Here is a 26996-nt window from a genome sequence, read left to right as displayed (position 1 = left end):
ATGAACGCGACAGCGGATCACGGGTTGAGCCGACGGTGCACCCTCGTGGTCGCCGCAGCCGGGTACGGCAAGACGTTCGCCGTACGAGGCTGGCTGGGCGACCGCCCGGTGCGCTGGTGCGACGCGGCGGACGTGGCGGCCCTGGCGACAGCCGGGCCGGAACATCTGGTCTCGCTGGGCGCCCGGTCCGCGCTGGGCCTGCCCGTCGACGAACCAAGCTGGCTCGTCCTCGACGACGTGCCGCGACTGCCCCGCCGCCGGCTACAGGCGCTACTGGACAGCCTCGAACACCTTCCGCCGCAGCTCAGGGTGGTCCTCCTGACCCGCCACCCGCCAACACTGTCCCGCCGGCAGTCGGGGCTGCTCGCCGAGCACGGCCCGCCGGACCTCCGGCTCTCACTCGATGAGGTTGCGTCCCTCCTCGCCGACCACGGTCTGACCGACCCGGCACTCGCGGCCCGGATCCACGCCGCGACCAGCGGTTGGCCGGCCCTGGTCACCCTGGCCGCGCGGACGGCTGCTGCCGGCGGCACGGACTCCGACGACCTGACCGAGCCGGGTACGCCGCTGGAGTCCTGTCTGGTCCGCGACGTGTTCGCGGAGTTGGCGCCCGAGGTCCACCGGCTGCTGCGGGACGCGGCGCACCTCGACCCGTTCCACAGGGAGCTGGCCCGCGTGCTCGGGCACCGACACGGAGTTCACTGGCTGGACCAGCTGACCCGCGCCGGCATCCTCCTCCCCGCTACGACCGACGGGCACGGGTACCGGATGGTGCCGCTCGTCGCCAGCGTCGCCCGCCGCCGGTTCCCGTTGACCCCGGCGGGGATGCGACGCCTGCACGCGAAAGCGGCACCGTGGTACGCCGAGCACGGCTTCCTCGTCGCGGCCCTGCGGTCGTACCGAAAATCGGGTGTCACCGAGGCCGCGGCGCGGATCCTCGCCGACCACGGCGCGGCGCTGCTCGCCGCGGGCGGCGCCGAGGCCGTCGTCGACGCCTTCCAGTCCCTGCCCGAGCACGCCCGGTCCGACGACCTGCGGCTGCGCTACGGGGAGGCGCAGCAGATGCGCGGCGACTTCGAGACCGCACTCGCCGCGTACGCCATGCTGGCCGACCGGCAGGAGTCCCTCGCTGCCGGCCTCGCCTGGCGGTACGGCCTCGTGCACTATCTGCGCGGCGAGCCGCACTCCGCCCTGGAGGTCTTCCAGCGCGGTGTGCTCGACCCGCACCCGTCCACCGACAACGCCCGACTGCTCGCCTGGACCGCCGCCGCACAGTGGACCAGCGGAAACGCCAAGGCGTGCCAGGACAACGCCGAACGGGCCCTCGCGGCGGCGACAGCGATCGGGGGCGACGCCGCGCTCGCCGCCGCGCACACCGCGCTGGCCCTGGACGCCAAGCTTCGTGGTGATCGACCGGCAGCCGACGAGCATCACGAGAAGGCGCTGCACGCTGCCGAGGCGGCACGCGACACCGTCCAGGTGACCCGCATCCGGGCCAACCGGGCGTCCGCCCTGGTGGGCGAGGGCCGATACCTCGAAGCACTGGCGGAGGTGCGGCCCGCGGTGGAGTTGGCCCAGACCAACGGGTACGCCGCGATGCTCGCGCTGGCGCTCTGCAACGAGGGCGCGGCGCACTTCCACCTCGGTCAACTCGCCGAGGCCACCGCGTCCTACGAACGCGCCGTACCGCTCCTTCAGCGCATGGGGTCCCGCAAGGTGGCGTACCCGCTGGTGGGGATCGGCGATATCCACGCCCTGCGGGGCCGCACCAACCTGGCCCGCGCGGCGTACGAGGAGGCGCTGCGCGCCAGCGAACCTGTCAACGACCTCCAGATCCAGGTGCCGGCGCTCGCCGGGTTGGCCCGCGTGCTGGCGGCCGAGGACGGCGCCACGGCGTTCGCCCTGGCCCAACGCGCCGTCGAACTGGAACGCGGCCCGGACTCGGCGACCGCCCGACTCGCGCTCGGCTGGGTGGCGCTGGAGATCGGCGACCGGACCCAGGCCGTGGAGGTGGCGCTGACCGCGTCCGCCGCCGCCCGGCTGCATCGTGACCGCGCGGCGCTCGCCGAGGCGCTGGAGCTTCGCGGGGCGGCCGCCACCGACACCGACGACACCCGGCGGGCCTGGCGGGAGGCGGCGGCGACCCTGCGCGACATCACGTCGGTGGTGGCCGCGGACCGACTCACGGTGCTGCTCAGCCGGCTGCCCGGGGCGGATCCCCAGGAGCGCGTCGATGCCCGCTTGGCCGCCGAGCGGCTGACCAGTGCCGGGGTGCCGCTGCCGACGCTGAGCCGGCACTGCCCACGCCGCGTCGCACAGGTCACCGTCCGCACCCTCGGACGCTTCGAGGTGTACGTGAACGGCGCGCAGGTGATGGCGGCGGCCTGGCAGTCACGTAAGGCCCGGGATCTTCTCCGGATCCTTGCCGCCCGGCGTGGTCGCGCGGTGCCCCGGGAGCAGCTCGGCGAGATGCTCTGGCCCGCACAGGATCAGGGCCGGGTCAGCCACCGGCTGTCCGTGGCGCTGTCCACCCTCCGTGGCGTGCTCGATCCGCAGCGCCGCAGCCCGACGGACCACTTCATCATCGCCGCGCACCCGAGTCTCGCCCTCGACGTCGGTCACCTCGAACTCGATGTCGAGGAATTCCTCACCGAATCGGCGCACGGCCTCCGGCTGGCCGAGCAGGGCGACAACGAAGACGCCCGCGCCGCGCTGCTCCTCGCCGAGCAGCGCTACCGGGGCGACTTCCTGGAGGACGAGCCGTACGACGACTGGTCCCGACCGACCCGCGAGGAGACACGTCGGGTCTACCTGCGCGTGGTACGCAAGCTGGCCTCGCTCGCCCGCGCCGCCGACAACATCGACGAGGCCATCCGCCACCTCGGCCGTGCCCTCGACCTGGAACCTCACGACGAGGGTGTGCACGGCGAGTTCATCCGGACGTTGAGGGCGGCGGGCCGGCACGGCGAGGCCGCACAGGCGTACCGGCGCTACGAGGAGGCGATGTCCGCCATCGGCGTACCGACCCAGGCGCGCGACAAGCTGTGCGGCGCACCAGCCTGAGCGGGACTTGTGACGTAAATGACATGATGCTCTCTCACTTGGGAGCGCATACTGTCACTTATGGCTGATGAAGACACCGTCGCGCGACGGTTGGCGACCTGGGTGAGCCGACTCCGCTTCGAGGATCTGCCCGCCGAGGTCGTCGAGCGCACCGAGCAGGTGATCATGGACCAGCTCGGGGTGCAGGTGCTCGGCTCGACCCTGCCCAACATCCAGCCGGTGCGCCGGTTGGCCGCATCGGCATCCGGCGCACCCGAGAGCACGGTGACCGGCGGCGACCGGAAGACCAGCGCGGCGCAGGCCGCATACGTCAACGGCACCCTCGGCCACAGTTGCGAGTACGACGACGCGCACGGCACCGCATGGCACACCTCCTCGGCGGTGGTGCCGGCCGCACTGGCGCTCGCCGAGCGCGACGGCGCCGACGGCCGCGAGTTGGTCACCGCCGTGGCCGCCGGCATCCAGGTGATGGGGCTCCTGGGCGCGGTGACCACCGGCGGCATGCTGGCAACCGGCTGGCACGGCTCCAAGGTTCTCGGAGTGTTCGGCGCTGCCGCCGCGGCTGGCCACGTTCTGCGGCTCAGCCCGGCCGAGCTGACCCAGGCATTCGGAATCGCCGGCAGCGACGCCTCCGGCACCATGGAGTACGACCGCAGCGGCGGCGAGGTCAAGCGCCTGCACGCCGGCTCCGCGGCCCGCGCCGGTACGGAGGCCGCACAACTGGCCCGACTCGGTCTGACCGGCCCGCCGACGATCTTCGAGGGGCATCGCGGCGTCATCGGCCTCTTCGCCGGTGCCGAGGGGGCGAACATCCCGGAGGCCGCCTGGCAACACTGGCAGGTGTTGGACACGATTTTCCGCTTTTACCCGTCCGTCGGCACCGTGCACGCCCCACTCGACGCGATCCGTCACCTGCGCGAGACCACGCCGATCGACCCGCGGCAGATCAAACGGATCCGGATCGGACTCGTCGACTTCGCGGTGGGCCACGGAGCCGCCATCACCCGTCCGACCGACGCGATCTCCGCCCAGTTCAGCCTGGCGTTCGGCGCCGGTTTGCAGTTCGTCACCGGCCACAACGCCCCCGCCGACTACTTCGACCCGAACCGGTGGAATGACCCGGCGATCCTGGCCATCGGCGACCTGATCGAGCCGTACGCGATGCCCATCCCGGCGGGTGACCCGGTGTTCAGCGCCCTCGTCGACATCGAGTTGCTCGACGGCGTCCACCTGGAGCGCTACCAGGCCGGATTCCGCGGCCACCCGACCCTGCCGGCCACCTTCGACGACATCGAACGCAAATTCACCGACAACGTCGCGGGTGTGCTCGGTGAGAAGGCCGCCGCCGCCATCGTCAGGACCGTCGCGGCGCTGCACGAGACGGATTCCGTATCGTCGCTCACCTCGCTGCTCCAGCGCCCGTAGAAGGGCTAATCATGTCGTCCGCACCCGCCACCGGCGCACTGCGCCGGGACGCCGCCGCCAACCGGAGGCGCCTGGTTGACGCCGCCGAACGCGTGTTCGCCGAACGCGGGCCCGAAGCGAGCATGGAGGAAATCGCCCGCGCGGCGGAGGTCAGCCCGGCCACCCTCTACCGGCGCTTCCCGACCAAGGACGCGCTTGTCGGGGAGGTCCTCGCCACGTTCTTCGGCCATCTGGTCGAGCTGGCCGGGCAGGCCCTGACCGAGCCACCACAGCGCTGCCTCGACGTCTATTTCGAGACCGTCGGCTACCAGCTCGCCGCGAAGCGTGGCTTCCTGCACGGAATGTGGGGTGAGCTCGCACCGACCCAGCTCGTCGCCGAGTTGGAGGCCCGAACCGGCCAGTTGCTCGATCGCGCCCAGCGCGGGGGCGGGGTGCAGCCGTCCGTCACCCTCGCCGACATCGCGGCGACCATCTGGGCACTGCGCGGCATCATCCACACCGCCGGGGGCACCGCGCCGGACGCCTGGCGGCGGCATCTCGCCTACGTACTCGCTGGACTACGCGGGCCCGCGCCCGCCGCGCCGGTCGCCCCACCAGTGCCCAAGCAGTCCGTGGAGGAACGCGCGACAGCGCCACGACTCCGCTGACCGTCAGTGCATCCGAGGAGGACAATCACTGTGGATGACGCAGTACGCAACGCTCTGGCCATCAAACGCGACTCCACGGTCGCGGACCGTCGAATCGACATAACCACCACCGGCGCGCGCACAGGTCAATCGCGACGGCAGGAGATCTGGCTCTACCGCGCCAGCGGGAAGTTGTACCTCACCGGCCGTCCCGGCCGCCGCGATTGGTACGCCAACCTCGTGGCCCACCCCCGCTTCACCGTTCACCTCAAACACCGGGTGGTCGCCGACCTGCCTGCCACCGCAGTGCCGATCATGGACATGGAAACCCGCCGCGATGTCTTCACCGAGATCGTCGCCGGTCTCGACGGGCCGCACATACCGGTGCGCGGCACCCCTCCGACCGTCGAGGACTGGCTTGCCGGGAGCCCGCTGGTGGAGATTCAGCTCGACGACGAACCCTGACCACTACCGCGTGCTGCCCCGAAGCGGTGTCACTTCCTCCCAGTAGCCTGCCCGACGAGCCGACTGAACGCGGTAGCGGCAGAGTCCTACAACGGAGAGTGCAGTGTCTGCGATCGCCTCACTGACCGTGGTCCCCAGGAACAGCGTCACCGAGCTGGCCCGCCTGGCCCGCACATCGCCGTCGTCGTTCCGCACGTACCTGGCCGAACACGGGAGCAGGACGCGGCAGGAGTACGACTGGTCCGGCTACTGCATGCTGTACGTCCTGACCTATCTGGAGGAGCGCGGCATCGACCTGGAGCCGTCGGAGTTCAATGCCGAGTCGGAGGCCATCAACAGCGCGTACGGCCTGACCACGCTCATCGCTCCAGCCCCAACGTTGCTGGATCAGCTCAATCCCGGCGCGCACCGCGAGGAGGAGTTGGTCGCCCACTTCGAGGAGATGGGGGTGGTTTTCGAGGAGAGCGGCTTGGCCGGTCTGGACACGTTGAGGCTGTTGCGCGAGAGCATCTCTGACCTCCGCGACGACCAGGTGTTGCTGCTCAACATCGGCTGAGGCCGACTCATCCAGGCGGCGTCACCACGGCGCGAATGGGTTGGTAGGGGCGGATCAGGGATCAGCGACGGCAGCAGGGGCTGGTACGGCAGCCGCAGGCCGGTTTGGTTCACGCGACGGCGGGAACCCGCGGCACCGGATGGCTCTTGGATGACCACCGTGGGCAGCCCTGCCTGCGGTGCGTGACCGGGCGCTCTCACCCTGAGGGAGGCTCATGCGCTGGCGAGCGGCCGAACGGCCGCGTCCTGAACAGCGACCGACACCGAGTTCATGCCAGCCCAGTCCGGGCCCGATGGCGCGGCCTGCACCACGAAGCGCCCGGCCCCGTCGAAGCCGTGGATCTCGAGGGGCACCAGATCGGCGTTGCGGAACCGGACCTGGACATCGCCGCCGTCCGCGGCCACCTCGGCTCGGGTGGCTGCCGCGGGGAGCATGCCGAGGAGGATCGGGGCGGTGGCGCCGCGGAGCGTACGGACGCTGATCTCGTAGTCCTGCAGAACGCCGGACTCGGCGCATGTTCGTTCCACTGTCGCGCCGTCCTGACGGTCCATCGAGCCGTTGGGCCGGCCTCCAGATCGCCGTTCTCGATCTGACTCACCCGGCCGGGCGTAACCCCATCAGCTCTGCCACCTGCCGCTGGGTGAGACCGAGACGCTTGCGCTCCTCGGCGCGGTCGAACGCCGCACTACCGGGGTTCGTCGGGAGCGTCCTCAAGCCGATAAGACTGCTGGGATCGCCAGGATGCTCGGAAGTCCGGCCAGGCGTCGACAAGGTAGCGACTGAAGGGGAGCCACCAGATCAGGTCGTTGGTGGCGATGATCACGACGGTGCTGATCGGCCAGGCTCCAGTGACGAGAAGCCAGGACAGGCCCAGGGGGCCGAGGATCTTGCCGGTCAGCCCGACGGCGGCGACCGGCCAGCCGTGTTCCGGGGTGCGGGCCACCTCCAGGTAGAGCACGCCGTACAGGCCGAGGACCATGCCGAGGCAGGCGAAGATCTGCGGTGGATTCGACAGCGGCAGACCCGTGAGGCGGAAGAACCATTGCGGGTCGAGGACCGCGTAGCAACCCCAGACGATGTTGTAGATCCCGGCCGCGATGAAGGTGGCGCGGTGCAGCCGTCGGCGCCTCATGCAACCCGCTCGGTGCGGACATCGGACGACCACCCGGGTCCCCGCCACGGCCGGCCGTCAGCTGATGGCTCCGGCGAGCCACCTGCACCGGGCGAACCATGACAAGACATCATCAGTAGGCGATCCCGATAACGTGATGAATCGTCTCGGGCCGGTCGAGCACGTCAAGCATGTGATGGGCGACATGAGCGCGGGAGATGAACATGCCGGCGCGGACGTTCTGCCCGTCTGCCGTCCGGTATCTCCATCGCGGACTCCTGTTGAGCAGGCGGGGTGGGCGCAGGACGGTCCAGTCCAGGTCACTTTCCTGGACGAGGTCCTCCATCAGCGCCAGGTCGACGTAGTGCTTGCGGAACGCGGCTTTGGCGAGCGGAGCGGCCAGGTGCCGCATGAAGATCCCGTCGCCAGGGTTGTGGCGCGGCGGGTTCGGCCGCCCCGGTGACGGTACGGTGCCGACCGACGCGGCGCTGACGACAACGAGGCGTCGCACACCCGTCGTCCGCATCGCCGCGATGAGCGCTCGGGTGCCCCGGGAGGCGACGCCGGCCTCGGCGACGGATCGCGCGCCCAGTCCGGACAACACCGCGTCGGACCTGTGGACGGCGGTCCGTAGGCTCGCCGGATCAGGGGCCGAGAGATCGGCCCTGACGACGCGCACCGATGCCTCGGGAAGCCACGTCGGACTCCTAACGACGGCGGTGACCTCGTGGCCGGCGACCACGGCCTGCGCGAGGAGTTGATTGCCGATGCCGCCGGTCGCCGCCACGATCGTGAGCCTCATCCTGTCGCTCCTGGACCCCAGCCTGATCGCCTCGATGATGCGCGGACGCAGTTCGGCGGCGCGGATGACGGTCTCGATCCGGGCGCCGGTCTGATGAACTACGCCGCGGTCTGCGACACCCGCAACCGACGCACGACCTTCGGCACCGACACATCCTGGGCGAACCACCCGGCCGCCTGCCGTCGTACCGCCTCACGCTTCGCCCGCCCCCGCGCGGACAAATTACCTCCATCAGGATACCTAATCCCATTGATCTACCCCAGCCCAAGCCCATCACATGGACCACATCGGACGAACCCAGCCATTCAAGATCTGCAGGTCTGCCCAGCTCACGCGATGTCGCCGAGGCTCGCGGAGATCAGGCGATCTGACGGAGGTCGCTGCCGTAGTCGAAGATGATGCGCATCCGGGCGCCCAGCGCTCGCGCATACCGGCTGAGAGTCGCCACCTCGTTGGCCTCCAGATCGCCGTTCTCGATCTGACTCACCCGGCCGGGCGTGACCCCCATCAGCTCTGCCACCTGACGCTGGGTGAGACCAAGACGCCTGCGCTCCTCGGCGAGGTGGAACGCGCTGACCCACGCCTCGGTGCGGGCACGTTCCGCATCGAGCGCGTCGTCGTCCCCATCGTGCAGCTCGGCGCGGATGTCGTCCCAGTCATGGAAGTCGACCATCAGCCCTCCCTTCGTTTCCTCTCGAAGGCAAGCCAACCCTCGTACGCGACCTCGGCGACCGGGATCGCATTCTCGTACCACCGCGTCCAGTCTCCGGCCTTGTTGCCGGCGACCAGCAGCACCGCCTGCGACAATGGATCAAAGACGAACGAAACCCGAATAGCGACGCCGCGCCCAGATCTCTGCCGCAGCTCCTTGAGGTTGCTGAGGCTCGAACCCCGAGAAGGGTGGACCAGCGGACGCCCCGGACCCGGACCAGTCTCGGCGAGCATGTCAATCGCCTCGTTCACGGACCGCTACGCCGCCGGGTCGGTCTGACGCAGGGCCCGTAACCAGTCACGGGCATCGCCTGTCGTCCTGATCGCCCAGCGACGGGCTGGCCCTTTGGTCACGGAACAACTATAGCTCGGTCTATACACAGCCGACCCCGGTCGCGACCGATCCAGCAGAAGGGCGAACCCCTCACCCACCAGCCGGCGTCTCGGCCATGCGAACCGCAAAAGCGCAGGTCAAAAGCGAGCTCACGTGACACGGTGGGGCGGAGGTACCACCATGCGAACCACACCGCCGCCGTTGCCGGCAAGCCGCTGCCATCGAGTCTGGCCAGCTCGAAGACCCACGACGGTTGATCAACGCAACCCCGTTCCTGTTTGGTCGCCGCTGGCTGGAGCGGGTCGGCGGGGGCGTCCTCGGTGTGATCCTGGCTGGTGCGCGATGGCGACCATCCGGAAGATGTCGGGCGCTAGCCGAAGCGTTCCCGGGCGTACGACGGGTTGCGAGCCCAGGCCGACCGGACATACCACTCCTGGGATGCGGCAACCGCACGTGTCATCACCTGGTTCTGCACCGTGTCGGGGTTCCACGCCAGAGTGATGTCCCGTGTCGGGCCGTCCGGCATGGGCCGCTGAACCAGGCCGTCGGTCGCGATGTTGAGAGGGCTACCGAAGGTGACCGCACCACCGAGGATGGCCTCGGTGATGGCGTGCGAGTCGTCGGCATGATGGATGAGCACCGGCTCGAACCCGGCCGCGCGGCAGGCGTCCACCACGAACGAGTACAGGCGGCTGCCCGGCAGCCGGGTCACCCAGCGCTCCTGACTCAACTGCCCCAGCCACACCTGGGTCGCCCCGTGAAGTGGGTGGTCAGCCGCGAGCACCACCTCGGAGGGCTCGGTCAGGAGGACCCGCGATCGTAGCGGCGGCCCGGCCGAGAGTGGGGCAGCCGCGACATCGGCGTACTGGATCAGATCGAGCCGACCGTCCCGAAGCCGGGCCAACGTTTCTTCGCCAGAGGCCACCTGTGTGCGTACGGGCCGCAGGCCGTCGCCGAGCGCGGCCGCCAGATGAGACCCGAGCGTAGCCATCTCCAGCCCCATTCGCAGTGTGGCCGGGACGTCGATGGTGAAGGTCTCCTCGATCGCTCGCATGACCAGGTCAGCCTCGCGGGCCCGCTCGCGCAGGTCCAGCCCGGCCGCCGTGAGCGTCACCCGGCGCGTGGTGCGCTCGAACAGGGGCGTACCCAGACGGCGCTCGAGGCGGGCAATCTGGCTGCTCAGTGCGGGCTGAGCGATGTTGAGGCGCTGGGCGGCCCTGGTGAAGCTGAGCTCGTCGGCCACTGCCAAGAAATATCGAAGGTGCCGGATTTCCAGGTCCACGCTGCACTTATAGCAGCAGGGCATGAATTCCGAGGACATCGGTATTTCACAGCCACCGAGCCGTCCGCTGACGATGGGTGCAGATGTACCGATCCCAGGAGGAACGCACATGAGATCCCTTCGGAGTCTGGCAGCGATGGCGGTCTTCGTCGTCGCGGTGCCCGTGGCCGTCCTGGTGCCCAGCAGCGCCGCCCAGGCGGCCGCACCTTCCCAGCGCCTGTTGTTGTCGCGATGGGCCGACAGTTCGTGGTGCTACCCGTCCGGCTGCGGCAGTGATCCGTCTGCGAACGAGGTCGACCTCGGAACCTTCGACGTGCCCGATGGAGGAACGATCTCCGTCGAAGAGGAACGCCTGCATGACGAGTGGACCCACGCGGGCCCGATCACCCCACCGGAGTGCCAGGCTGGCTCCTACACCGAGACGTTTCGCAGCGACTCGGTGTCACTGTGGGTTGTCGTCCGGGGCAGCGGCGGGTCGGTCCTCTCGCGCACCCGGCCGTTCGGAGGGAGCTACACGGAGTCGAGCCGCACGATGAACCGGGAGGAGTACGGCTGGAGTCAGGAGACGGCCCAGTGTGAGGGTCCGTTCTACATGGTCGAAACCCTTACCTCCGGCGGCTCGTACCGGTTCGTCGCTGCCGACAGCCCGCTCATCGACTGCGGGACCTACAAGATGACCCGGGGCGAGGCCGACGCAATCGTGGCCGACCTGCGCGCCGCGGGCGACGTCGACGCAGCGACGATCGACGGCATCGACGCCGACCCGTGCCGCTTCGCTTCGGGCTTCCAGGGCGACCAGGGTCTGCTGTTGGTCGGCAACAACACCCAACGCATCCGCGGCTCAGACGGCAAGACCTACTGGTGTGGAACGTTCATCTACGAACACAGCCTGAATTTCTACGGAAAGCTGATCGGCAAGGGTGTCGTCGAACAGTACGCGTGCCGCAACAACCCTACCGAGCACCCGAAGCGCGTGGTCGAACTCACCGACGGCAACGGTGGCACACCACCGGCGCCGTTCGTCCACTTCGAGTCGTACTCACCGCTGGCGGCGCTGGTCGCGGTCGAGTTCTCCGGCTACGCCGGGCACTATGAGGCGGCTGGCGGGTTCACCAAGGGTGGCTGGCGAGTCACCGGCAACACCGTCATCAAACCGTACAAGCTTCCGCTGCCAATCACGGTGGGCAGCAGCGACTTTGTGTCCTGGGTCAACATCCCGACTCCCTGACCCGGATCTGGGCAGGCCGGTCGGGGAGGTGGCCATGGGCCAGGTCCCCGACCGGCCCGACCGCCGGACCCGTGACGATCAGGGCGCTGCGGATCGCGCGCGGGGTCCGCTGGTCAGGGTGACCGACGGTCTGGTTTCAGTCCGGCGAAGATCGGTGCGTAAGGCTGAGGCTGTCGGTGCCCCTCACGTTGCTCGACCAAGCCCGGCGCTCCACTGCTAGCAGGCTGGCCAGCTCGCCCGGCCGGCGCTCCCCATCAATTGATCCAACCCGTTCGACCGCAACTGGTTGCGTGCGGACCAATATGAAGATCATAAATAATACATCGATGCACCGGAACAGATTGTCCTGATGCCAAGACCCACCTGTCGCGCATCATCGAACGGGTGGAACGCGGCGAAGAGATCATCATCGACCGGACGGGCAACCCGGTGGCGAAGGTGGTGCCGCTTGTACGACGGGTCAACCGCACCGCAGTCGGCTCCCTCGCCGGGCGACGAGAGTGTGGACGTGGCCGCGTCGCTCGCTGCGATGCGTGACGAGGAGCGCTGGTGATCTATCTCGATTCAGCACCGCCCAAGTGCTGACCAACGAGTCCGGCACGGCACTCACCGCCTTCGTCACCTACGACCGGCGGCTGCTCGAATGTGCCAAGGAAGCAGGACTTCCCGTAGCGAGCCCCGGCCAGAACTGACACGAGTCCACACACTGGTGCGGAGTCCGGCCGCCGTATGGCATCGCGGCCACGGCATCGGCTGCGGCCTTCGCGCCTGCGACCTGCACCCGCCCGGAGGCTGCCGAAGGAGAACAGCCTCTCGCACGGCCGTCTGGCCTACCTCTTTCTCGTGCTCGTCCTGCCCTGCCTGCCCGGCGCCGTCACCCAGGGTATGTGGGCGCTGCTCGGGTGGTGGGTGGCGTATGTCGTCGCCTCGATGGCCGCCGCCGGAGCCTGGTTCGGCATCATCCCGCCCGGCGTGCTTCCGGCAGCAGCCCGTCGGGGCCGCGCCCCGACGACTTCGTGACCACGGACGCGATCGAACGGACAGGCGGCAACCTCGGCGGCCGAGCGTCGCTGCGCCTCTGGCTTGGATCCGACTGATCCCCGCCTCGGTCCGTCCACGCTCTTGCCGCCGAGGCACCGTCAGTGTTGTCGTGAAGCTACCCGCTGCTCTTCTCAAGGAAGCTCCCTATCGCGAGGAGCAGCAGAACAGTCGTGCCGAACGCACCGCCACTCGTCAGGACGGCGACCGGCACATTGGCCCCGCCGGCATGAGCCAGCAGTCCGGCGACAATGGACACCAAAGCCGCCGCAAGAATGATAACGAGAAGCCACATCCATCGCGGTGCTCTGGTGGGGTTCGCTGGCGAGCCGGTCACCTCAGAACTCTTGGGCACAGTGGGGTCGGATCCCTTCGGTCGAAAGTCGCGACGGTCCGGCGAGGCGACCGATGTCGCCAAACTCATCTCGCAAGATGCCAGCTATCCGCACCTCGGGGAATACCGACCTTCGGTCCGACTTAGCGTCCGACCTACTGTCCGACCCGAGTTGAACTGCTGGTTTCTCGGCCACCGGAGCTGACCCTAGAGTTGTTGGAACTTGTCGGCGAGTGTCGGCGACGATCTCCGACAATTCCCTGACACAAGCGACACGGCAGGAGAGATGAGCCGCTCGAACTCGACGCCGCCTTTGTGCGAGCGAGACCACACCCTCCCTGTGGCCTCACCAGCGATCGCAGACGTCACCCACCGCCGGCCCTGGCGACCGCTGCAGCCATTCCACGGGTAAGCTGGATCGGCATCCGGGGTCCCTTGAGCGAACAGCAGACATTGGGAACAGGCTCCTCGTATGTCACTACCGCATGACCGGGCGCGGCGAGGCGGCGGAAGCCCACGAGTCGGCCCAGCTCATGGGCATCCGACGGGACTCGATGACCTCGGCTTGCCGACCAGTGCGGTTCGCCGAAGCAACTTGGCCTCGCCGTACACGATGCCGTCTGGCTCGCCGGAGATCAGGCGATCTGCCGGAGGTCGCTGCCGTGATCAAAAATGATCCGCATCCGGGCGCCCAGCGCTCGTGCGTATCGGCCAAGAGTCGCCACCTCGTTGGCCTCCAGATCACCGTTCTCGATCTGACTGACCCGGCCGGGTGTGACCCCCATCAGTTCGGCCACCTGCCGCTGGGTGAGACCCAGACGCTTGCGCTCCTCGGCGAGGTGAAACGCGCTGACCCACGCCTCGGTACGGGCACGTTCCACATCGAGCGCGTCCTCGTCCCCGTCGTGCAACTCGGCCCGGATGTCGTCCCAGTCATGTGGTGGTTCCTGCCGTCAAACGGCGCGTTGGGTAGCCACGAATCGTTGGGAGTTACTGGTGAACGATCGTGAGTAACTGACGCCCCGGCAGCCCGGTCGGCACTACCAGTGGCCGACCTGTCGCGGGGCACTCCACGACCAGCGCATCCAGGGTGAACACGTCGCTGAGTACGTCGGGCGTGATCACCCGCTCGGGCGTTCCGCTTGCGACGACGCGGCCCGACGCCATCGCGACGATGTGGTCGGCGTAGCGAGCGGCTTGGTTGAGGTCGTGCAGGACCATGACTATCGTGCGGCCGCGTTGATTGAGCTCGCGTACGAGCTCGAGAACGTCGACCTGGTGGGAGACATTGAGGTAGGTCGTGGGCTCGTCAAGGAGCAGGATCGGGGTGTCCTGCGCCAGTGCCATGGCGATCCAGGCCCGCTGTCGCTGCCCTCCCGACAGTCGGTGCACAGCGGTGTCCGCGAGCGCGGTGAGGTCGGTGGCGTCGATCGCGGCTTGGACGGCTTGCTCGTCCTCACGTGACCACTGCTGCCACCATCGCTGGTGCGGCGCACGGCCGCGGGCGACGAGGTCTGCCACCGTGACGCCGTCGGGGGCGGTCGGCCCCTGCGGCAGGAGACCGACGATCCGGGCGACGGACCGGGTGTCGGTGATGTGGATCGGGCGCCCGTCCAGGGCGATGTGGCCGCGTTCGGGCGTGAGCAGTCGTGCCATGCCCTTGAGCAGGGTGGACTTGCCGCATCCGTTGCTGCCGATGATGGTGGTGATCTGGCGGTCCGGGACCTCGAGCGTGACACCGTCGACCGCCGCGGCGCCGCCGTAGCCAAGCTTGACGTCATGCACTGTGAGGCGAGCAGCCATGGTCATCTCCTGGTCAGGCGGTGTTGGCGCGGTGGAGGATGAGAAGCAAAGCAACAGCTCCGAGTACGGCCGTGACCGCGCCGACAGGTAGCTCGAGGCCGAGCGGGCCGCTTCGGGCCACCAGGTCCGAGACGAGGACCAGCAGCGCGCCGGTGGCTGCGCTGGCCACCAGTGGCGTCTCCGCCGTGGCCGAGGCCCGGGCCGCGATGAGCGGGGCCAGCAGCCCCACGAACGCGATGGGTCCGGCGCCGGCCGTGGCGCAGGCGGTGAGCACGACGGCGAGAAGGAGCAGCGCGACGCGTGCTCGGGTGATGCGGACCCCGAGGGCGGCGGCGACGGCGTCGCCCAGCCGCAGTGAGCGCAGGCTACGCCCCACCAGCAGGGTCGGCGGCCCGGCCACGAGCAGTGCCCAACCAACGCGGTGGACGTCGCCCCACCCCCGGCCGGACAGATCCCCGATGAGCCAAGTCGTCGCCCGAGCCGCGTCCTCGTAACCCGCTGATGCGATGAGCAGGCTGGTGACGGCGTTGCCGACGGCTCCGAGGCCGATGCCGACAAGCAGCATCCGCGTCCCCCTCATGCCGCCGCGCCAGGCCAGTCCGAACACTGTTGCGGCGGTGAGCAGACCACCTGCCAGGGCGAACAGCGACAGGGACGCCGCGGAACCGTCGAACCCAAGGACGATGCAGGTGACGGCAGCCGCTCCGGCACCCGCGGCCACGCCGAGCAGGTCGGGGCTCGCCAGCGGGTTGCCGGTGACCGACTGCAGAACCGCACCCGCCAGGCCGAAGGCGGCACCCGCGAGCACGGCGAGCACAAGGCGCGGCAGCCGCACGTCCACGACGATGTAGGTGACGGCTGCGTCGGCGTCGCCGGTGAAGGCCGCTGCGACCTCGCCAGGTGACAGCGGCAGTTCACCCACCGTCATCGACCAGAGAGCAAGGCCGACGGCGGCCACCGACGCGAGGGCCGTGACAATCAGCGGTCGAGGACGCAGGACCACGCTGACTGTGCCTACGCGTACTGCCACGCGCCCGCCGGTACGCTGAGCCTCCACTCGGGCTGTCATAGCAGTGCTCTGCGGCGCACGACGGCGACGAGCACCGGGGCGCCCAACAGCGCCATCACGACACCGGTCTGCACCTCCGAAGGCGCGATGACGAGGCGCCCCGCGACATCTGCCGCCAGGACCAGTACCGGGCCGAGGACCAGGCACGTCGGCAGCACCCGGGTGTAGTTCGGGCCCACCAGCGCGCGTGCCACGTGCGGAGCCACCAGCCCGACGAATGTCACCGGGCCGGCCAGGGCGACAGCGGCGGCGGTCAGGGCGGCAGCCGAGCAGGTCACCGCGGCGCGGGTGCGGGCGACCCTGGTGCCGAGCGCCCGGGCGACATCGTCGCCGAGGACCAGGGCGTCCAGGCGCCGAGCGGTGCCGCCCGCGACGAGCGCTCCGAACACGACCAGCGGTAGAGCGGACCACAGAAGGCTCAACTCTCGGCCGGCGAGCGCACCGACGAGCCAGAACCGGTAGCTGTCCAGGCTCGCCTGGTCGGACAGGGCGATAACCGTCGTCAAGCTGGCCAGCAGAGTCGTGACGGCGACCCCGGTAATGATCAACGTCGCGGGGTTGCCGCCGTGCCGCCCTCTGGTGGCCAGCGTGAAGACGACCGTGCTGGTCGCGAGCGCGCCCACCAGCGCGGCAGCGGCCGCCACGGGCGGCGTCAGTGCGCCGAGGAGAGCCGTGCCCGCGACGATCGCCAGCGCGGCGCCGGCGGACACCCCGAGCAGGCCGGGATCGGCGAGCGCGTTGCGGGTCAGCGCCTGGAACTGCGCACCGGCGACGGCGAGGGCTGCGCCGGCGACAACCCCCAGGACCGTCCGTGGTACCCGGAGCCCATGCACGACGGAGGCCAGCTCGCCGCCGTCCGGGGCGACGAGTGCACGCCACGTGGAACCGAGGTCCGCCGACTTGGTGCCCAGGAGGAGGGAGGCGAGCACCGTGCCAGCCAGCAGAACGACAGCCACCGCCGCGCCCCCGGCGACCCGCCGGCGATCGACTCGTGCGCGCACCGTCAGGACTTGGTCGAGGGCAGCGCCTTGGCCAGCGGCGGCACCAGCGCGTCGACAACGTACGGAACCGACAGCGGACTGGGCAGGCGGAGCGCCGCCGCCACCGTGAAGTCCGTGGTGACGGCACGACCGCCTTGCACGACGTTGAGCTGCTGAAGTTCGGCCGCGCCTCCAGCTGCGGGCGTAGTGCCGGGTTGGCGTAGGCGATGACGAGGCCGTCCGCCTCCAGCAGGTTGAGCCGCTCGAGGCTCACCGACGCCTGCGTTCCCACCTGGTCCTTCACCAACGCGGGCAGCTCCTTGAGCTGTGCGGCCGGCACGGTGAAGCCGAGCCCGGCCAGCAGCTGACGGGTGTAGTCCTTGTCTCCGAAGACGACCTCCACGCTGTCCGCGGAGAAGACACCGACGAACGACAGCGACTTGCCCTTCCACGCGGGGTTGTCGGCGGCTGCCTTTGTGATCTTGCTCTGGACGTCGTCGACGACGCGCTTGCCGTCCTCGGACTTTCCGAGCGCCGCCGCGATGTGCGTGACCTGGTCCTGCCACGGCTCCGAGGCGACGTTGTCGGTCTTCGCGGCAACGACGGGCGCGAAGCGGCTCAGGGCGTCGTACTCTTCCTTCGGCGAGGTGTAGGAGTTGACCGCGAAGACGACGTCCGGCCGAAGCGCCGCCACCTTCTCGACGTCGATGTTGCCGTTGGAGTCCGGCTGGATCACGGTCGCCTCGGCGATCTCGGCGCGCTTGTGGAGCCACGGATAGGTGGGGTCCGGGCTGAAACCGCCGCTGCCGCGGACGCCGACCATCTTGACCCCGAGCGTGGCCAGCACATCGGCGTCCGTGGCACCGATCGCCACGATCCGCTTCGGATCCGAGGGGATCTGGACCGTACCGAATCGGTGCGTCACCGTTCGGGTGTCGCCACCCGCACGATCGGCAGTGTCACCCCCACCATTGGAACAGGCAGTGAGCAAGGCAGAGCCGATGATGGCGGTGACCAGAAGTAGGCGGCGCAAGGTTGGTTCCTTCTATGGACGACTGAGGTTAGCCTAACCTAGCCTGAGCGCATGACGGCTGTCGAGCCTCCCGTGGTTGAGCTGATGATCGAAGGGCGCGTTACCGAGTCGGCCATCGCCAGCTTCGCCGCTGCCTTGCGCACGGCGCTGGATCAGCACGAGTTCTTCGTCGTCGTGTTCGACCGGACCCGCATGACCGCGCCGACCGCCCCGGGCCGAGCAGCTCTCATAGAGATGGCCGAGACGCTGATGCCGCGGCTCGACGGCCGCTGCCTGGCGTGGGCGGATGTCTACGACACCCGCCGGTACACGTCGATCGCCAACGCGGGCGAGCACGACACTGGTCGCGCGTACCCCCAGCGCACCTGGGACGACATCAACAGCGCCAGGGCGTGGGTGCTGACCACGACGACGATCCTGCCGGACGGCGATGTGGCAGGAGGCGCGATGCTTCTCCCCAACGCTCGCAATTGAGGTCATGTCTTCAGGTGGGGCGGGCGGGGCTCGAACCCGCGACCGAGGGATTATGAGTCCCCTGCTCTAACCGGCTGAGCTACCGCCCCGAACACCGCGCCGGATCTTATCCCGCTCGGCGGTCAGCAGCCAGCACCGAGCCGGCCGGTGCCCACGCCTGCACCAGCACGATGGGCAACAGGAATATAACAGCGTGCTCGGGTACGGCGATCAGCCGGCGCGCAGCGCGTCCAGCACGGCGCCGGCGGCGCGCCAGCCGCTGGTGAGAGCACCCTGGATCGATGGGCTGTCCCGGTGGTCACCGGCCACGAACAGGCCCTCCCCCAACGCCACCGGCTTGCGCAGCCGTCCCTGCGGCGGCGGTGCGGCGGGTAGCGCCTCGGGGATTGCCACTGTGGTGAGGTGGGTCCAGTCGGTGGCGGAGCGGCCGTACAGCCGGGTCAACTCGGCCCGGATGGTCGGCTCGGGTGGGGCCGTCGGGCCGACCACCGAGGTGGCGATCAGGTGCCGTCCGGCGGGCGCGTACGTCGCGGCGGCGTTGCTGAGCACCACTGTGTTGGCGACGAGTTCGCGTCGGTCGCCGTCGACGAGCAGGATCGGCTCGGTGAGCGGCGGCTCGGGGGCGCTGTGGTAGTAGGTGGTGTAGCTGTGCATGCGTACCGTCGCCAGGGCTGGCAGCAGCGCGGCCGCGGCGGGCGGGTCGACGGCGACCACGACGGCCCGGCAGCGGATGTCGCCGGCCTGGGTGCGGACCCGGCCCGGGGTGACCTCCGCGACGGGGGTGTCCAGGTCGAGCAGGTCGGCGGGCAGCGGTGCGGCGACGGCCCGGGGCAGCGCGGCCATCCCTTCGGCGGGCAGGCCGATCCGGCCGCGGGCGAAGGAGCGCAGCACCATCGCCAGGACGTGACTGGAGGTGGAGAGTTCCCGTTCGATGAACACACCGGACAGGAACGGTCGCAGCAGTTCCTCGATGATCGCGTCGGAGAGGCCGGCGCGGCGCAGCGCCGTCTCGCTGCTGGTTTCCGGCGCGGCGAGCAGCCGGGACGCGGGCAGTGTGGCGCAGCCGGTGGCGAGCGCGGCGAAGCGCAGCCGGTCGAGCAGGGAGCCGACCCCGGCGAGCGCGGTGCCGGGCCCGCCGGTCGGCTCGCGCAGCGGGTTGACCAGCCGCAGCAGCTTGTCGCCCTTGCGGACCAGCACCCCGGAGGTGAAGTAGCCGAGGTTGAGCTGGTCGGTGTCGAGCAGCGTGCCGAGCCGGGGGTAGGCGGTGTTGAGCACCTGGAAGCCCCGGTCGATGAGGTGACCGTCGACCACGTCGGTGGCGACCCGGCCGCCGAGCCGACCCTCGGCCTCCACCAGCCGCCAGGGCACGCCGGCGCGGTGCAGCCGGCGGGCGGCGGCGAGGCCGGCCAGGCCGCCGCCGACGATGACCACATCGGTTTCAGCCAGCACCGCGCGCCTCCCGCTCACCGTTCGCCCGGGACAACCGGCCCGGCCACCAGATCTTCGGCCCGATGTCGTACGCGAGTGCGGGCACCAGCAGCGACCGGACGATGATGGTGTCGATCAGTACCCCGATCGCGACCGTCGTACCCAACTCGACGAGCACCACCAGTGGCAGGACGGCGAGGGCGGAGAACGTCGCGGCGAGCACGATGCCGGCGGAGGTGATCACCCCGCCGGTGACGGCGAGGCCGGCGAGCACCCCGGCGCGGGTGCCGCGCTTGACCGACTCTTCGCGGACCCGGCTCATCAGGAAGATGTTGTAGTCGATGCCGAGCGCGACCAGGAAGACGAACGCGAACAGCGGGAACGACGAGTCCACGCCGGGGAAGTCGAAGACGTGGCGGAACAGCAGCGCGCAGAGGCCGAGGGTCGCCGCGAAGCTGAGCAGCACTGTGGCGATCAGCAGCAGCGGGGCGAGCAGCGCACGCAGCAGCAGGGCCAGGATCACTGCGATGACCACCAGGACCACCGGGATGATGATGTTCTGGTCGCGCTTCGCGGCGTCCGAGGTGTCGACGTTGATCGCTGTGAAGCCGCCGACCACCGCGTCCGCGCCGGGCACCTGGTGTACGGCCACCCGCAGCTCGCGGATGGTCCGCTCGGCGCCGTCGCTGTCGGGCGGGTCGGCCAGGGTCGCCTCCAGCTGCACCCGCCCGTCGACGACCTTCGGGGCGGCGTTCTCCTGGGGTGGGCCGGTCTGCGGGCCGGCCGGGAGGGGGCGGACGTCGGCGACGCCGGGCACGTCAGTCGCCACCTGGGCGATCTGCCGGGCGGTCTGTTCGGTGGTGAAGATGGTGGCCGGGCTGCCGGTGCCGGCCGGGTAGTGCCGGGAGATCACCTCCTGACCGTCGACCGAGTCGGTGCGCTGGGTGAACAGGTCGGACTGGCCGAGGGTGGTGGCGCCGAGCTGGGTGAGGCCGAGGGTCAGCAGGGCCAGCACGACGGCGGTGGTCAGCCAGATCGGGCGGGCGTGCCGGGCCACGAAGCCGGCGATGCGGCTCCAGATGCCGTGTTCGGCCCGCGGGTCGGCCTGGTCGGCTGGGGGCCGTCGGGGCCAGAACGCCCAGCGTCCGCCGAGCACCAGAAGCGCGGGTAGGAAGGTGAGCATCACCAGCAGGGTGGCGGCGATGCCGATGGCGGCGACCGGGCCGAGCGCCCGGTTGGAGTTGAGACTGGACAGCAGCAGGCAGAGCAGGCTGACGATGACGGTGCCGCCGGAGGCGATGATGGCCGGCGCGGCGCCCTTCCAGGCGGTCTTCATGGCGTCCCACGGGCGGTCGTGCCGGTGCAGCTCCTCCCGGTAGCGGGCGATCAGCAGCAGCGCGTAGTCGGTGCCGGCGCCGAAGACCAGCACGGTGAGGATGCCCTGGGCCTGCCCGTTGAGCTTGACCACGTCCGCGTCGGCGAGCAGGTAGACGAAGACCGAGGCGAGGGCGTACGACATCCCGGCGGCGAGCAGCGGGAAGATCCAGAGGACCGGGCTGCGGTAGACGATCAGCAGGATGACCAGCACCACGACCAGGGTGACCAGCAGCAGTGGTCCGTCGATGGCGGCGAAGACCTCGATCAGGTCGGCGAGCAGACCGGCCGGGCCGGAGACGTCCACGCTGAGCCCGTCCCGGTCACCGCCGGTGATGTCGCGCAGTTTCTCGACGACCGCGCCGATCTCCTCGCCCTCGGCGTCGTCCACCGGTACGACGACCTGGAGTGCCTGGCCGTCCTCGCTCGGGATGGGTGGGGGCAGCGGGGTGACCACGCCGGGGATCTGGGCGAACCGGGCGGCGTCGGCGCTCACCCGCTGCCGGTCGGCGTCGGTGATCCCGGTGGGCCGCTCGTAGACGATCAGCGCCGGGATGGTCTGCAGGTCGACGAACTCGCCGGCGAGGTCCTGGGCGCGGGTCGCCTCGGCGTCGGTGGGCAGGAAGGCGGCGTTGTCGTTGGTGGCGACCTCGCTGAGGCGCCCCGCGAACGGGCCGGACACGCCGCCGATCACCAACCAGGCCAGCACGACCGCCACCGCGATCAGCGTGGCCTTGCCGCCTCGTCCGGACATCCGCCCCTCACATCCCAAAGGTTCGACGCGTCAGCCGACGCAATCTGAACGCGGGTCAACATCGCCCATCCTGCCGCCGAAACCGGTCAAGACAGCGCGAATCCGGCATCCCGCCCGGGTCGATCATGGAGTTGTGGTGGTGGATGGGGGGACGCGGGTGGGTGGGGCGGATATGACGAACGCCCGTCGGCTTCAGCCGACGGGCGTTGGTGGAGGAGCTCCCCCGATTGGACTCGAACCAATAACCTGCCGGTTAACAGCCGGCTGCTCTGCCAATTGAGCTACAGGGGATCGTGCTCCGCGCGACTTCGGATCTCCCCGACGCCGTGCGACGGGACAAGAGTACAGGACATACCCCGGTGGCGGGCCAGTGGGTTCCCTCCCCGCCGCCGCCGTGACAATAGGGGTAAATCGCCATCCCTGCACAAGCATGCTTGAGCGGAGAGCAGGATGGGTAGTTAGCTGCGGACAGAGGACGCAGGCGCGAACAGGTCGCCTTCCGACGGGGCAACTCGCCGGGGTGACGGCGCGTCAGGTACGGAAGGAGCCGCCATGCGCGGAAAGATCATGTTTCTTGGCGGGCTGGCTGCGGGATTCGTCCTGGGCGCCCGTGCCGGCCGGGAAAAGTACGAAGAGCTAGTGGTCCGGGGCCGCAAGGTGCTCGACCACCCGACCGTCCAGGAGGCGGCCGGGGTCGCGCAGGCCCAGGCCAACAAGCTCTACAGCGAGGGCAAGGACAAGCTCGGCCAGACCAAACTGGGCGAGAAGCTGGGAAACGGTAACGGCAGCACCGGCAAGCAGGAGCTGACCGCCGCCGACGACGCGTTCGCCGGCACGCCCGCCACAATGGGCGCAAAGACGGGCACCAGCACGGTCGGCACGACCTCCGGGTCGCCGTCGTCCACGAACCCCCGCACCAAGCCGTCCGGCTCGGGCACGAACGCCAGCACGCTCTGACCAACCGCACGTCGACGGGCCGGTCGCCGCAGGGCGACCGGCCCGTGGTCTGTCCGACGTGCGGTCAGTCCTTGCTGCTGAACGCCGCGTCGAAGGCGGCGCTCGGTGCGTCGAAGGCGAGCCGGCGGACGAACTGCAACGCCTCCGGGGCGCCGACCAGCCGGTCCATTCCGGCGTCTTCCCACTCGACCGAGATCGGGCCGGTGTAACCGATCGCGTTCAACGCGCGGAAGCAGTCCTCCCAGGGCACGTCGCCGTGGCCGGTGGAGACGAAGTCCCACCCGCGCCGCAGGTCGGCCCAGGGCAGGTGCGAGGCGAGCCGGCCACGCCGGCCATCGCCGGTACGCACCTTCGCGTCCTTGCAGTCCACGTGGTAGATCCGGTCGGCGAAGTCGAAGATGAAGTTCACCGGGTCCAGTTCCTGCCAGACGAAGTGCGACGGGTCCCAGTTCAGCCCGAACGCGGGCCGGTTGCCGATCGCCTCCAGCGTCCGCTTCGTCGTCCAGTAGTCGTACGCGATCTCACTGGGGTGCACCTCGTGCGCGAACCGCACTCCCACCTCGTCGAACACGTCGAGGATGGGGTTCCAGCGGTCGGCGAAGTCCTGGTAGCCGCGCTCGATCATCGACGGCGGCACCGGCGGGAACATCGCGAGGGTGTGCCAGATCGACGAACCGGTGAAGCCGACGACAGTCTTCACCCCGAGCTTCGCCGCCGCCCGCGCGGTGTCCTTGATCTCCTCGGCGGCCCGCTGACGAACCCCCTCGGGCTCCCCGTCGCCCCAGATGCGGCCGGGCAGGATGTCCTGGTGCCGCTCGTCGATCGGGTGGTCGCAGACCGCCTGACCAACGAGGTGGTTGGAGATCGTGAAGACCTCAAGGTTGTGCTTCGCGAGGGTCTCCCGCTTGCGCTCGACGTACGAGTCGTCGGCGAGCGCCTTGTCGACCTCGAAGTGGTCGCCCCAGCAGGCGATCTCCAGACCGTCGTAGCCCCACTCGGAGGCGAGCCGGCAGACCTCCTCGAACGGAAGATCGGCCCACTGGCCGGTGAAGAGCGTGATGGGTCGCGCCATTGTCCTTCTCCCCTGTTGTGATGGGGATTCCGTGTGCGGACCGGGGCGAGGGTGACCGGACGTACGCGGCACCCGGGCGGTCACCGGTGGGTGCGGAAGACACCTGAGCCCGGCGGGTTGCGCCTCCCACCGGCTCACCGGCCACCAGCACGGTCGCCGACCCCCACCCTATTTCCGCAGTGCCCCATCGGGGAAGCCCCGCGGTCGGCCGATCATCCGATCATTTCCTCGGGTGCGGGCAGGACAGCCCGTACGGTGAAGCCGCCCCCGGCGCGCGGGCCCGCCGAGAACGTGCCGCCGAGCCGCTCGGCGCGCCTGCGTACCCCGAGCAGACCTCGCCCGGCGCCCTGGGTGCCGCCGCCGGACGGAGGGGAACCGGCGCCCTCGTCGCGGACCTCGATGGTGATGCCCGCGGCGTCGTAGCGCAGGCGGACCCCGACCGGAGCGCCCGGCGCGTGCCGGCACGCGTTGGTCAGCGCTTCCTCGATGATCCGGTACGCCACCACGTCGACCGGGCCGGGCAGCGGCCGGGGTTGCCCGGCCATCGTCCACCGCACCGGTTGACCTGCGGTGAAGCCCTCCACCAACGCGTCGAGGCGGTTGAGGCTGGGCGCCGGCTCGGACGGGTCGTCGGGCTCGTCGGCCCGGCCCAGCGCACCGAGCAGCTGATGGCCTCGCGCCAGCACCGTTCCACGCCACTGCGCGAACAACCCCATGCAGGTCAAGGTACGGCAGCCGGCTGTGAGTCGGTCCGCGGGCGTCCGCGGGTCGGCGGACGAATAAGTGCGAGCGTGATGCCTCTGAGTCATCAAGATGATTCAGAGGCATCACGCTCGTGAGGGACACCGCTTGCTGACCCGCGCGCCGTCGCGACGGCCGCCGGGGCACGCCGGCCGGGCTTCGTCGGCACTGGGCCGGTTGCCCGGAGGGGCCGACGACGTGAATCGCGGCCCCTCCGGGTCAGTCGGTCAGGGCAGGGTCCACTTCTGGTTGGCCGCGTTGAGGCAGGTCCAGAGGTGCACGATGGTGCTGTCGGCGGAGTTGTTGCCGGAGACGTCCAGGCACTTGCCCGACGACGGGTTGCGCAGGGTGCCGTCGGACGCGGCCGCCCAGTTCTGCGCGCCGCTGCCGTTGCACGTCCAGAGCTGGATCTTGGTGCCGTCGGCGGTGCCGCTGCCGGAGACGTCCAGGCACTTGCCGAGCGCCTTGATCGTCGAGTTCGGCGTCACGGTCCAGGTCTGCGCCGTGCTGCTGTTGCAGGTGTAGATCTGGATCTGGGTGCCGTCGGCGGTGCCGGCGTTGCGCACGTCCAGGCACTTGCCGGCGAGGCCCTTGATCGGGCCGACCCCGGTGCCGCCTCCGCCGCCCTTGACCAGTGTGAAGTCGTCCAGGTCGAAGAGCCCCGTGCCGCTACCGGTGAAGGTGAGATAGAGGTTCTGGGTGCTGGACGGGACGTTGGACAGCGCCGTGGAGACGTTGGCGTAGGTGCTCCAACTGCCGGTGTTCGGCACCGCGACAGTGCCGAGCACCGGGCCGGTGGCCGAAGCGGTGCGCACCTGGATGGCGCCACCCGCGCCGCCGGAGACGACCCGGGCCGTGAACGAGGTGACCCCGGCCAGGTTGACTCCGTTGTACGCGGCCCAGTCACCCGGGTCGATGTAGCCAACGGTCTGCCCACCATTGGCGCCCGCCTTGGTGAACGCGGAGACGCCGTTGGCCGAGCTGAACGCCTCGGCCTGGATCGTGCCGGTGGGCGGCGGCGTGGTGCCCAGCTCCTTGATCCGAATGTTGCGGAACGAGGCGTCGTCACCGGTGCCGTGGTTCTGGATACCGATGTGACCGGCCAGCGAGCGGACCGGGTTGGTGTTGGTGAAGTCGTTGATCTTCACTCCGTTGAGGAAGATCTGCAGCCGCTCACCCTCGACCAGCAGCTCGTACGTGTTCCACTCCCCCGCCGCGTTCAACGCCGCGTCGCGGGCGGCGATGTCGGCGGACTTGAAGGTGTAGACGGCGCCGGTGGTGCGGTCGGCCGCGTCGGTCGCGTCGATCTGGATCTCGTAACCGTTGTCGACCGCTGACCACGGGTCACTCGACGGTGGGAAGCCGATGAAGATGCCGGAATTGTCGTCACCGGCCAGCTTCCAGTCCAGCTTCAGCGAATAGTTGGTGAACTGCTTCGCGTTGTACCAGTACAGCCCCATGCCGCCGACCGTGGTCAGGGTGGCATCGGAGTTGGTGACGCTGCCCGGGCCGGCCTGCGCCCAGCCAGTCGTCGAGCCGTTGAACAGCGGGGTGTAGCCGGTCTCGGGCCGGCAGTCGGCCTTGCTCCGACCGGAGGCGTACCGGATGCCGCCGAGCAGGTGGTTTCGGAACCCCGACTCCGCGTACGACGCCTGGGTGTGCCCCGCGCCGGTGTAGAAGGACCGGCCGCCGCTGTAGCTCTTGCACCAGCTCAGCGGGTGGTCGGCGCCCATGCCGCCGCCGGAGTACGACGACTCGTCCAGGGTGGCCAGCACGTGGGCGCTCGATCGTGCGTTGGTGCGGTAGTTGTACCACTCGTCGGTGCGGGTCCAGGTCTGCGGCAGGTGAGCGGTGGCCGCGTGCCCCCGGTCCTCCACCTTCATGTTGGCCTGCTGGATCGCGGGGTGCGAGGCGAACCACGCGCCCACGAGGTTGCCGTAGAACGGCCAGTCGTACTCGGTGTCGGCTGCGGCGTGCACACCCACGTATCCGCGGCCCGAGCCGATGTACGACTCGAAGGCGGTCTGCTGGCTGGCGTTGAGCACGTCGCCGGTGGTGTTGAGGAAGACGACAGCCTCGTACTGGTTGAGGTTGCTCGTGGTGAACGCGGCGGCGTCCTCGGTCGCGGTGACTGTGAAGTTGTTCGCCGCGCCCAGGTCGCGGATGGTCTGGATGCCGACCGGGATCGCGTCGTGCCGGAAACCAGCGGTCTTGGAGAAGACCAGCACGTCGTACGGGGCGTCGGCGGCGCTGGCCGGGGTGGCCGGGGTGGTGCAGGCGATGACGGCGAGTGCGGCCATGGCCGCACCGAGGACGGGTCGCAGGCGTCTGCGCAT

25 protein-coding genes, 2 tRNA genes and 2 pseudogenes are annotated in these 26996 nt (G+C 69.7%); 10 read left to right on the top strand and 19 right to left on the bottom strand.

Annotated elements, in window-relative coordinates; all coding sequences use genetic code 11:
• The 5 genes from ABZS40_RS28645 (at nt 1) to ABZS40_RS28625 (ending at nt 6135) form a co-directional block, all read left to right on the top strand.
• Nucleotides 1–3063, top strand: coding sequence for a BTAD domain-containing putative transcriptional regulator (locus tag ABZS40_RS28645; RefSeq protein ID WP_354946582.1), 3063 nt, complete (start codon nt 1–3; stop codon nt 3061–3063).
• A 60-nt stretch (nt 3064–3123) separates the two neighbouring features.
• Complete coding sequence (locus tag ABZS40_RS28640) at nt 3124–4488, top strand: MmgE/PrpD family protein (RefSeq protein ID WP_354946581.1); 1365 nt, start codon at nt 3124–3126, stop codon at nt 4486–4488.
• 11 nt (nt 4489–4499) lie between these two features.
• A complete protein-coding gene (locus ABZS40_RS28635; RefSeq protein ID WP_354946580.1) occupies nt 4500–5135 on the top strand; it encodes a helix-turn-helix domain-containing protein in 636 nt (211 codons plus the stop codon).
• A gap of 30 nt (nt 5136–5165) precedes the next feature.
• Nucleotides 5166–5579, top strand: a complete 414-nt coding sequence (locus ABZS40_RS28630; protein ID WP_354946579.1) for a nitroreductase/quinone reductase family protein — start codon at nt 5166–5168, stop codon at nt 5577–5579.
• A 103-nt stretch (nt 5580–5682) separates the two neighbouring features.
• On the top strand, nt 5683–6135 hold the full coding sequence (locus ABZS40_RS28625; protein ID WP_354946578.1) for a hypothetical protein: 453 nt from the start codon (nt 5683–5685) through the stop codon (nt 6133–6135).
• Nucleotides 6136–6347: 212 nt separating this feature from the next.
• Here ABZS40_RS28625 and ABZS40_RS28620 read toward each other — a convergent pair whose 3' ends face one another.
• From ABZS40_RS28620 to ABZS40_RS28595, 6 genes are all read right to left on the bottom strand, one after another.
• Nucleotides 6348–6686: a hypothetical protein gene (locus ABZS40_RS28620; RefSeq protein WP_354946577.1), complete on the bottom strand. Its 339-nt coding sequence runs from the start codon at nt 6684–6686 to the stop codon at nt 6348–6350.
• A 134-nt stretch (nt 6687–6820) separates the two neighbouring features.
• Nucleotides 6821–7267, bottom strand: a complete 447-nt coding sequence (locus ABZS40_RS28615; RefSeq protein WP_354946576.1) for a hypothetical protein — start codon at nt 7265–7267, stop codon at nt 6821–6823.
• A gap of 112 nt (nt 7268–7379) precedes the next feature.
• Nucleotides 7380–8048, bottom strand: coding sequence for an NAD(P)H-binding protein (locus ABZS40_RS28610; protein ID WP_354946575.1), 669 nt, complete (start codon nt 8046–8048; stop codon nt 7380–7382).
• A gap of 358 nt (nt 8049–8406) precedes the next feature.
• Complete coding sequence (locus ABZS40_RS28605) at nt 8407–8721, bottom strand: helix-turn-helix transcriptional regulator (protein WP_354946574.1); 315 nt, start codon at nt 8719–8721, stop codon at nt 8407–8409.
• A complete protein-coding gene (locus ABZS40_RS28600) occupies nt 8721–9011 on the bottom strand; it encodes a type II toxin-antitoxin system RelE/ParE family toxin (RefSeq protein ID WP_354946573.1) in 291 nt (96 codons plus the stop codon). Before ABZS40_RS28600 ends, ABZS40_RS28605 begins: the two co-directional genes overlap by 1 nt.
• A gap of 452 nt (nt 9012–9463) precedes the next feature.
• Nucleotides 9464–10375, bottom strand: coding sequence for a LysR family transcriptional regulator (locus ABZS40_RS28595; RefSeq protein ID WP_354946572.1), 912 nt, complete (start codon nt 10373–10375; stop codon nt 9464–9466).
• Nucleotides 10376–10484: 109 nt separating this feature from the next.
• Between ABZS40_RS28595 and ABZS40_RS28590 the strand changes: the two genes are divergently transcribed.
• The 3 genes and pseudogenes from ABZS40_RS28590 to ABZS40_RS28580 all read left to right on the top strand — a co-directional run bounded on the left by ABZS40_RS28590 (nt 10485) and on the right by ABZS40_RS28580 (nt 12623).
• Complete coding sequence (locus ABZS40_RS28590) at nt 10485–11603, top strand: hypothetical protein (protein ID WP_354946571.1); 1119 nt, start codon at nt 10485–10487, stop codon at nt 11601–11603.
• Nucleotides 11604–11921: 318 nt separating this feature from the next.
• Nucleotides 11922–12104: pseudogene (locus tag ABZS40_RS28585) on the top strand (type II toxin-antitoxin system prevent-host-death family antitoxin); the annotation flags it as partial.
• A gap of 342 nt (nt 12105–12446) precedes the next feature.
• Nucleotides 12447–12623: a hypothetical protein gene (locus tag ABZS40_RS28580; protein ID WP_354946570.1), complete on the top strand. Its 177-nt coding sequence runs from the start codon at nt 12447–12449 to the stop codon at nt 12621–12623.
• Between the two features lie 987 nt (nt 12624–13610).
• On the opposite strand, the gene ABZS40_RS28575 is transcribed toward ABZS40_RS28580, so the two are convergent.
• The 6 genes and pseudogenes from ABZS40_RS28575 to ABZS40_RS28550 form a co-directional block, all read right to left on the bottom strand.
• Nucleotides 13611–13886 (bottom strand): helix-turn-helix transcriptional regulator, encoded by a 276-nt coding sequence (locus tag ABZS40_RS28575; protein ID WP_354946569.1) that lies wholly within the window; start codon nt 13884–13886, stop codon nt 13611–13613.
• A 79-nt stretch (nt 13887–13965) separates the two neighbouring features.
• A complete protein-coding gene (locus tag ABZS40_RS28570; RefSeq protein ID WP_354946568.1) occupies nt 13966–14778 on the bottom strand; it encodes an ABC transporter ATP-binding protein in 813 nt (270 codons plus the stop codon).
• A gap of 13 nt (nt 14779–14791) precedes the next feature.
• Nucleotides 14792–15808 carry an iron chelate uptake ABC transporter family permease subunit gene (locus ABZS40_RS28565; RefSeq protein ID WP_354946594.1) on the bottom strand — a complete coding sequence of 339 codons (1017 nt, stop codon included), beginning with the start codon at nt 15806–15808 and terminating at the stop codon, nt 14792–14794.
• Nucleotides 15809–15843: 35 nt separating this feature from the next.
• A complete protein-coding gene (locus ABZS40_RS28560) occupies nt 15844–16803 on the bottom strand; it encodes an iron ABC transporter permease (protein ID WP_354946567.1) in 960 nt (319 codons plus the stop codon).
• 47 nt (nt 16804–16850) lie between these two features.
• Nucleotides 16851–16988 carry a hypothetical protein gene (locus tag ABZS40_RS28555; protein WP_354946566.1) on the bottom strand — a complete coding sequence of 46 codons (138 nt, stop codon included), beginning with the start codon at nt 16986–16988 and terminating at the stop codon, nt 16851–16853.
• A gap of 125 nt (nt 16989–17113) precedes the next feature.
• Nucleotides 17114–17650, bottom strand: a pseudogene (locus tag ABZS40_RS28550) (ABC transporter substrate-binding protein); the annotation flags it as partial.
• 261 nt (nt 17651–17911) lie between these two features.
• Between ABZS40_RS28550 and ABZS40_RS28545 the strand changes: the two are divergent.
• Nucleotides 17912–18334 carry a hypothetical protein gene (locus ABZS40_RS28545; RefSeq protein WP_354946565.1) on the top strand — a complete coding sequence of 141 codons (423 nt, stop codon included), beginning with the start codon at nt 17912–17914 and terminating at the stop codon, nt 18332–18334.
• Nucleotides 18335–18349: 15 nt separating this feature from the next.
• Here the strand turns inward: ABZS40_RS28545 and ABZS40_RS28540 are convergent.
• The 4 genes from ABZS40_RS28540 to ABZS40_RS28525 all read right to left on the bottom strand — a co-directional run bounded on the left by ABZS40_RS28540 (nt 18350) and on the right by ABZS40_RS28525 (nt 22181).
• Nucleotides 18350–18423 (bottom strand) — tRNA-Ile (locus ABZS40_RS28540).
• Between the two features lie 121 nt (nt 18424–18544).
• Nucleotides 18545–19783, bottom strand: coding sequence for an FAD-dependent oxidoreductase (locus ABZS40_RS28535; RefSeq protein ID WP_354946564.1), 1239 nt, complete (start codon nt 19781–19783; stop codon nt 18545–18547).
• The gene (locus tag ABZS40_RS28530; RefSeq protein WP_354946563.1) at nt 19773–21890 is read right to left on the bottom strand and encodes an MMPL family transporter; all 2118 of its coding nucleotides are present in this window, start codon (nt 21888–21890) and stop codon (nt 19773–19775) included. Before ABZS40_RS28530 ends, ABZS40_RS28535 begins: the two co-directional genes overlap by 11 nt.
• Nucleotides 21891–22108: 218 nt before the next feature.
• Nucleotides 22109–22181 (bottom strand) — tRNA-Asn (locus ABZS40_RS28525).
• A 261-nt stretch (nt 22182–22442) separates the two neighbouring features.
• On the opposite strand from ABZS40_RS28525, the gene ABZS40_RS28520 reads away from it, so the two are divergent.
• The gene (locus ABZS40_RS28520) at nt 22443–22847 is read left to right on the top strand and encodes a hypothetical protein (RefSeq protein WP_354946562.1); all 405 of its coding nucleotides are present in this window, start codon (nt 22443–22445) and stop codon (nt 22845–22847) included.
• A gap of 64 nt (nt 22848–22911) precedes the next feature.
• Here ABZS40_RS28520 and ABZS40_RS28515 read toward each other — a convergent pair whose 3' ends face one another.
• From ABZS40_RS28515 to ABZS40_RS28505, 3 genes are all read right to left on the bottom strand, one after another.
• Complete coding sequence (locus tag ABZS40_RS28515; RefSeq protein WP_030488695.1) at nt 22912–23919, bottom strand: sugar phosphate isomerase/epimerase family protein; 1008 nt, start codon at nt 23917–23919, stop codon at nt 22912–22914.
• Nucleotides 23920–24131: 212 nt separating this feature from the next.
• Nucleotides 24132–24635, bottom strand: a complete 504-nt coding sequence (locus ABZS40_RS28510; protein WP_354946561.1) for an ATP-binding protein — start codon at nt 24633–24635, stop codon at nt 24132–24134.
• 252 nt (nt 24636–24887) lie between these two features.
• Nucleotides 24888–26996 carry a ThuA domain-containing protein gene (locus ABZS40_RS28505; protein WP_354946560.1) on the bottom strand — a complete coding sequence of 703 codons (2109 nt, stop codon included), beginning with the start codon at nt 26994–26996 and terminating at the stop codon, nt 24888–24890.

It is taken from the genome of Micromonospora sp. NPDC005324, from assembly GCF_040607155.1.
GTDB lineage: Bacteria > Actinomycetota > Actinomycetes > Mycobacteriales > Micromonosporaceae > Micromonospora > Micromonospora trifolii.
The sequence above is the reverse complement of the archived record's forward strand: the minus strand, read 5'-3'. Positions and strand labels throughout refer to the sequence as shown.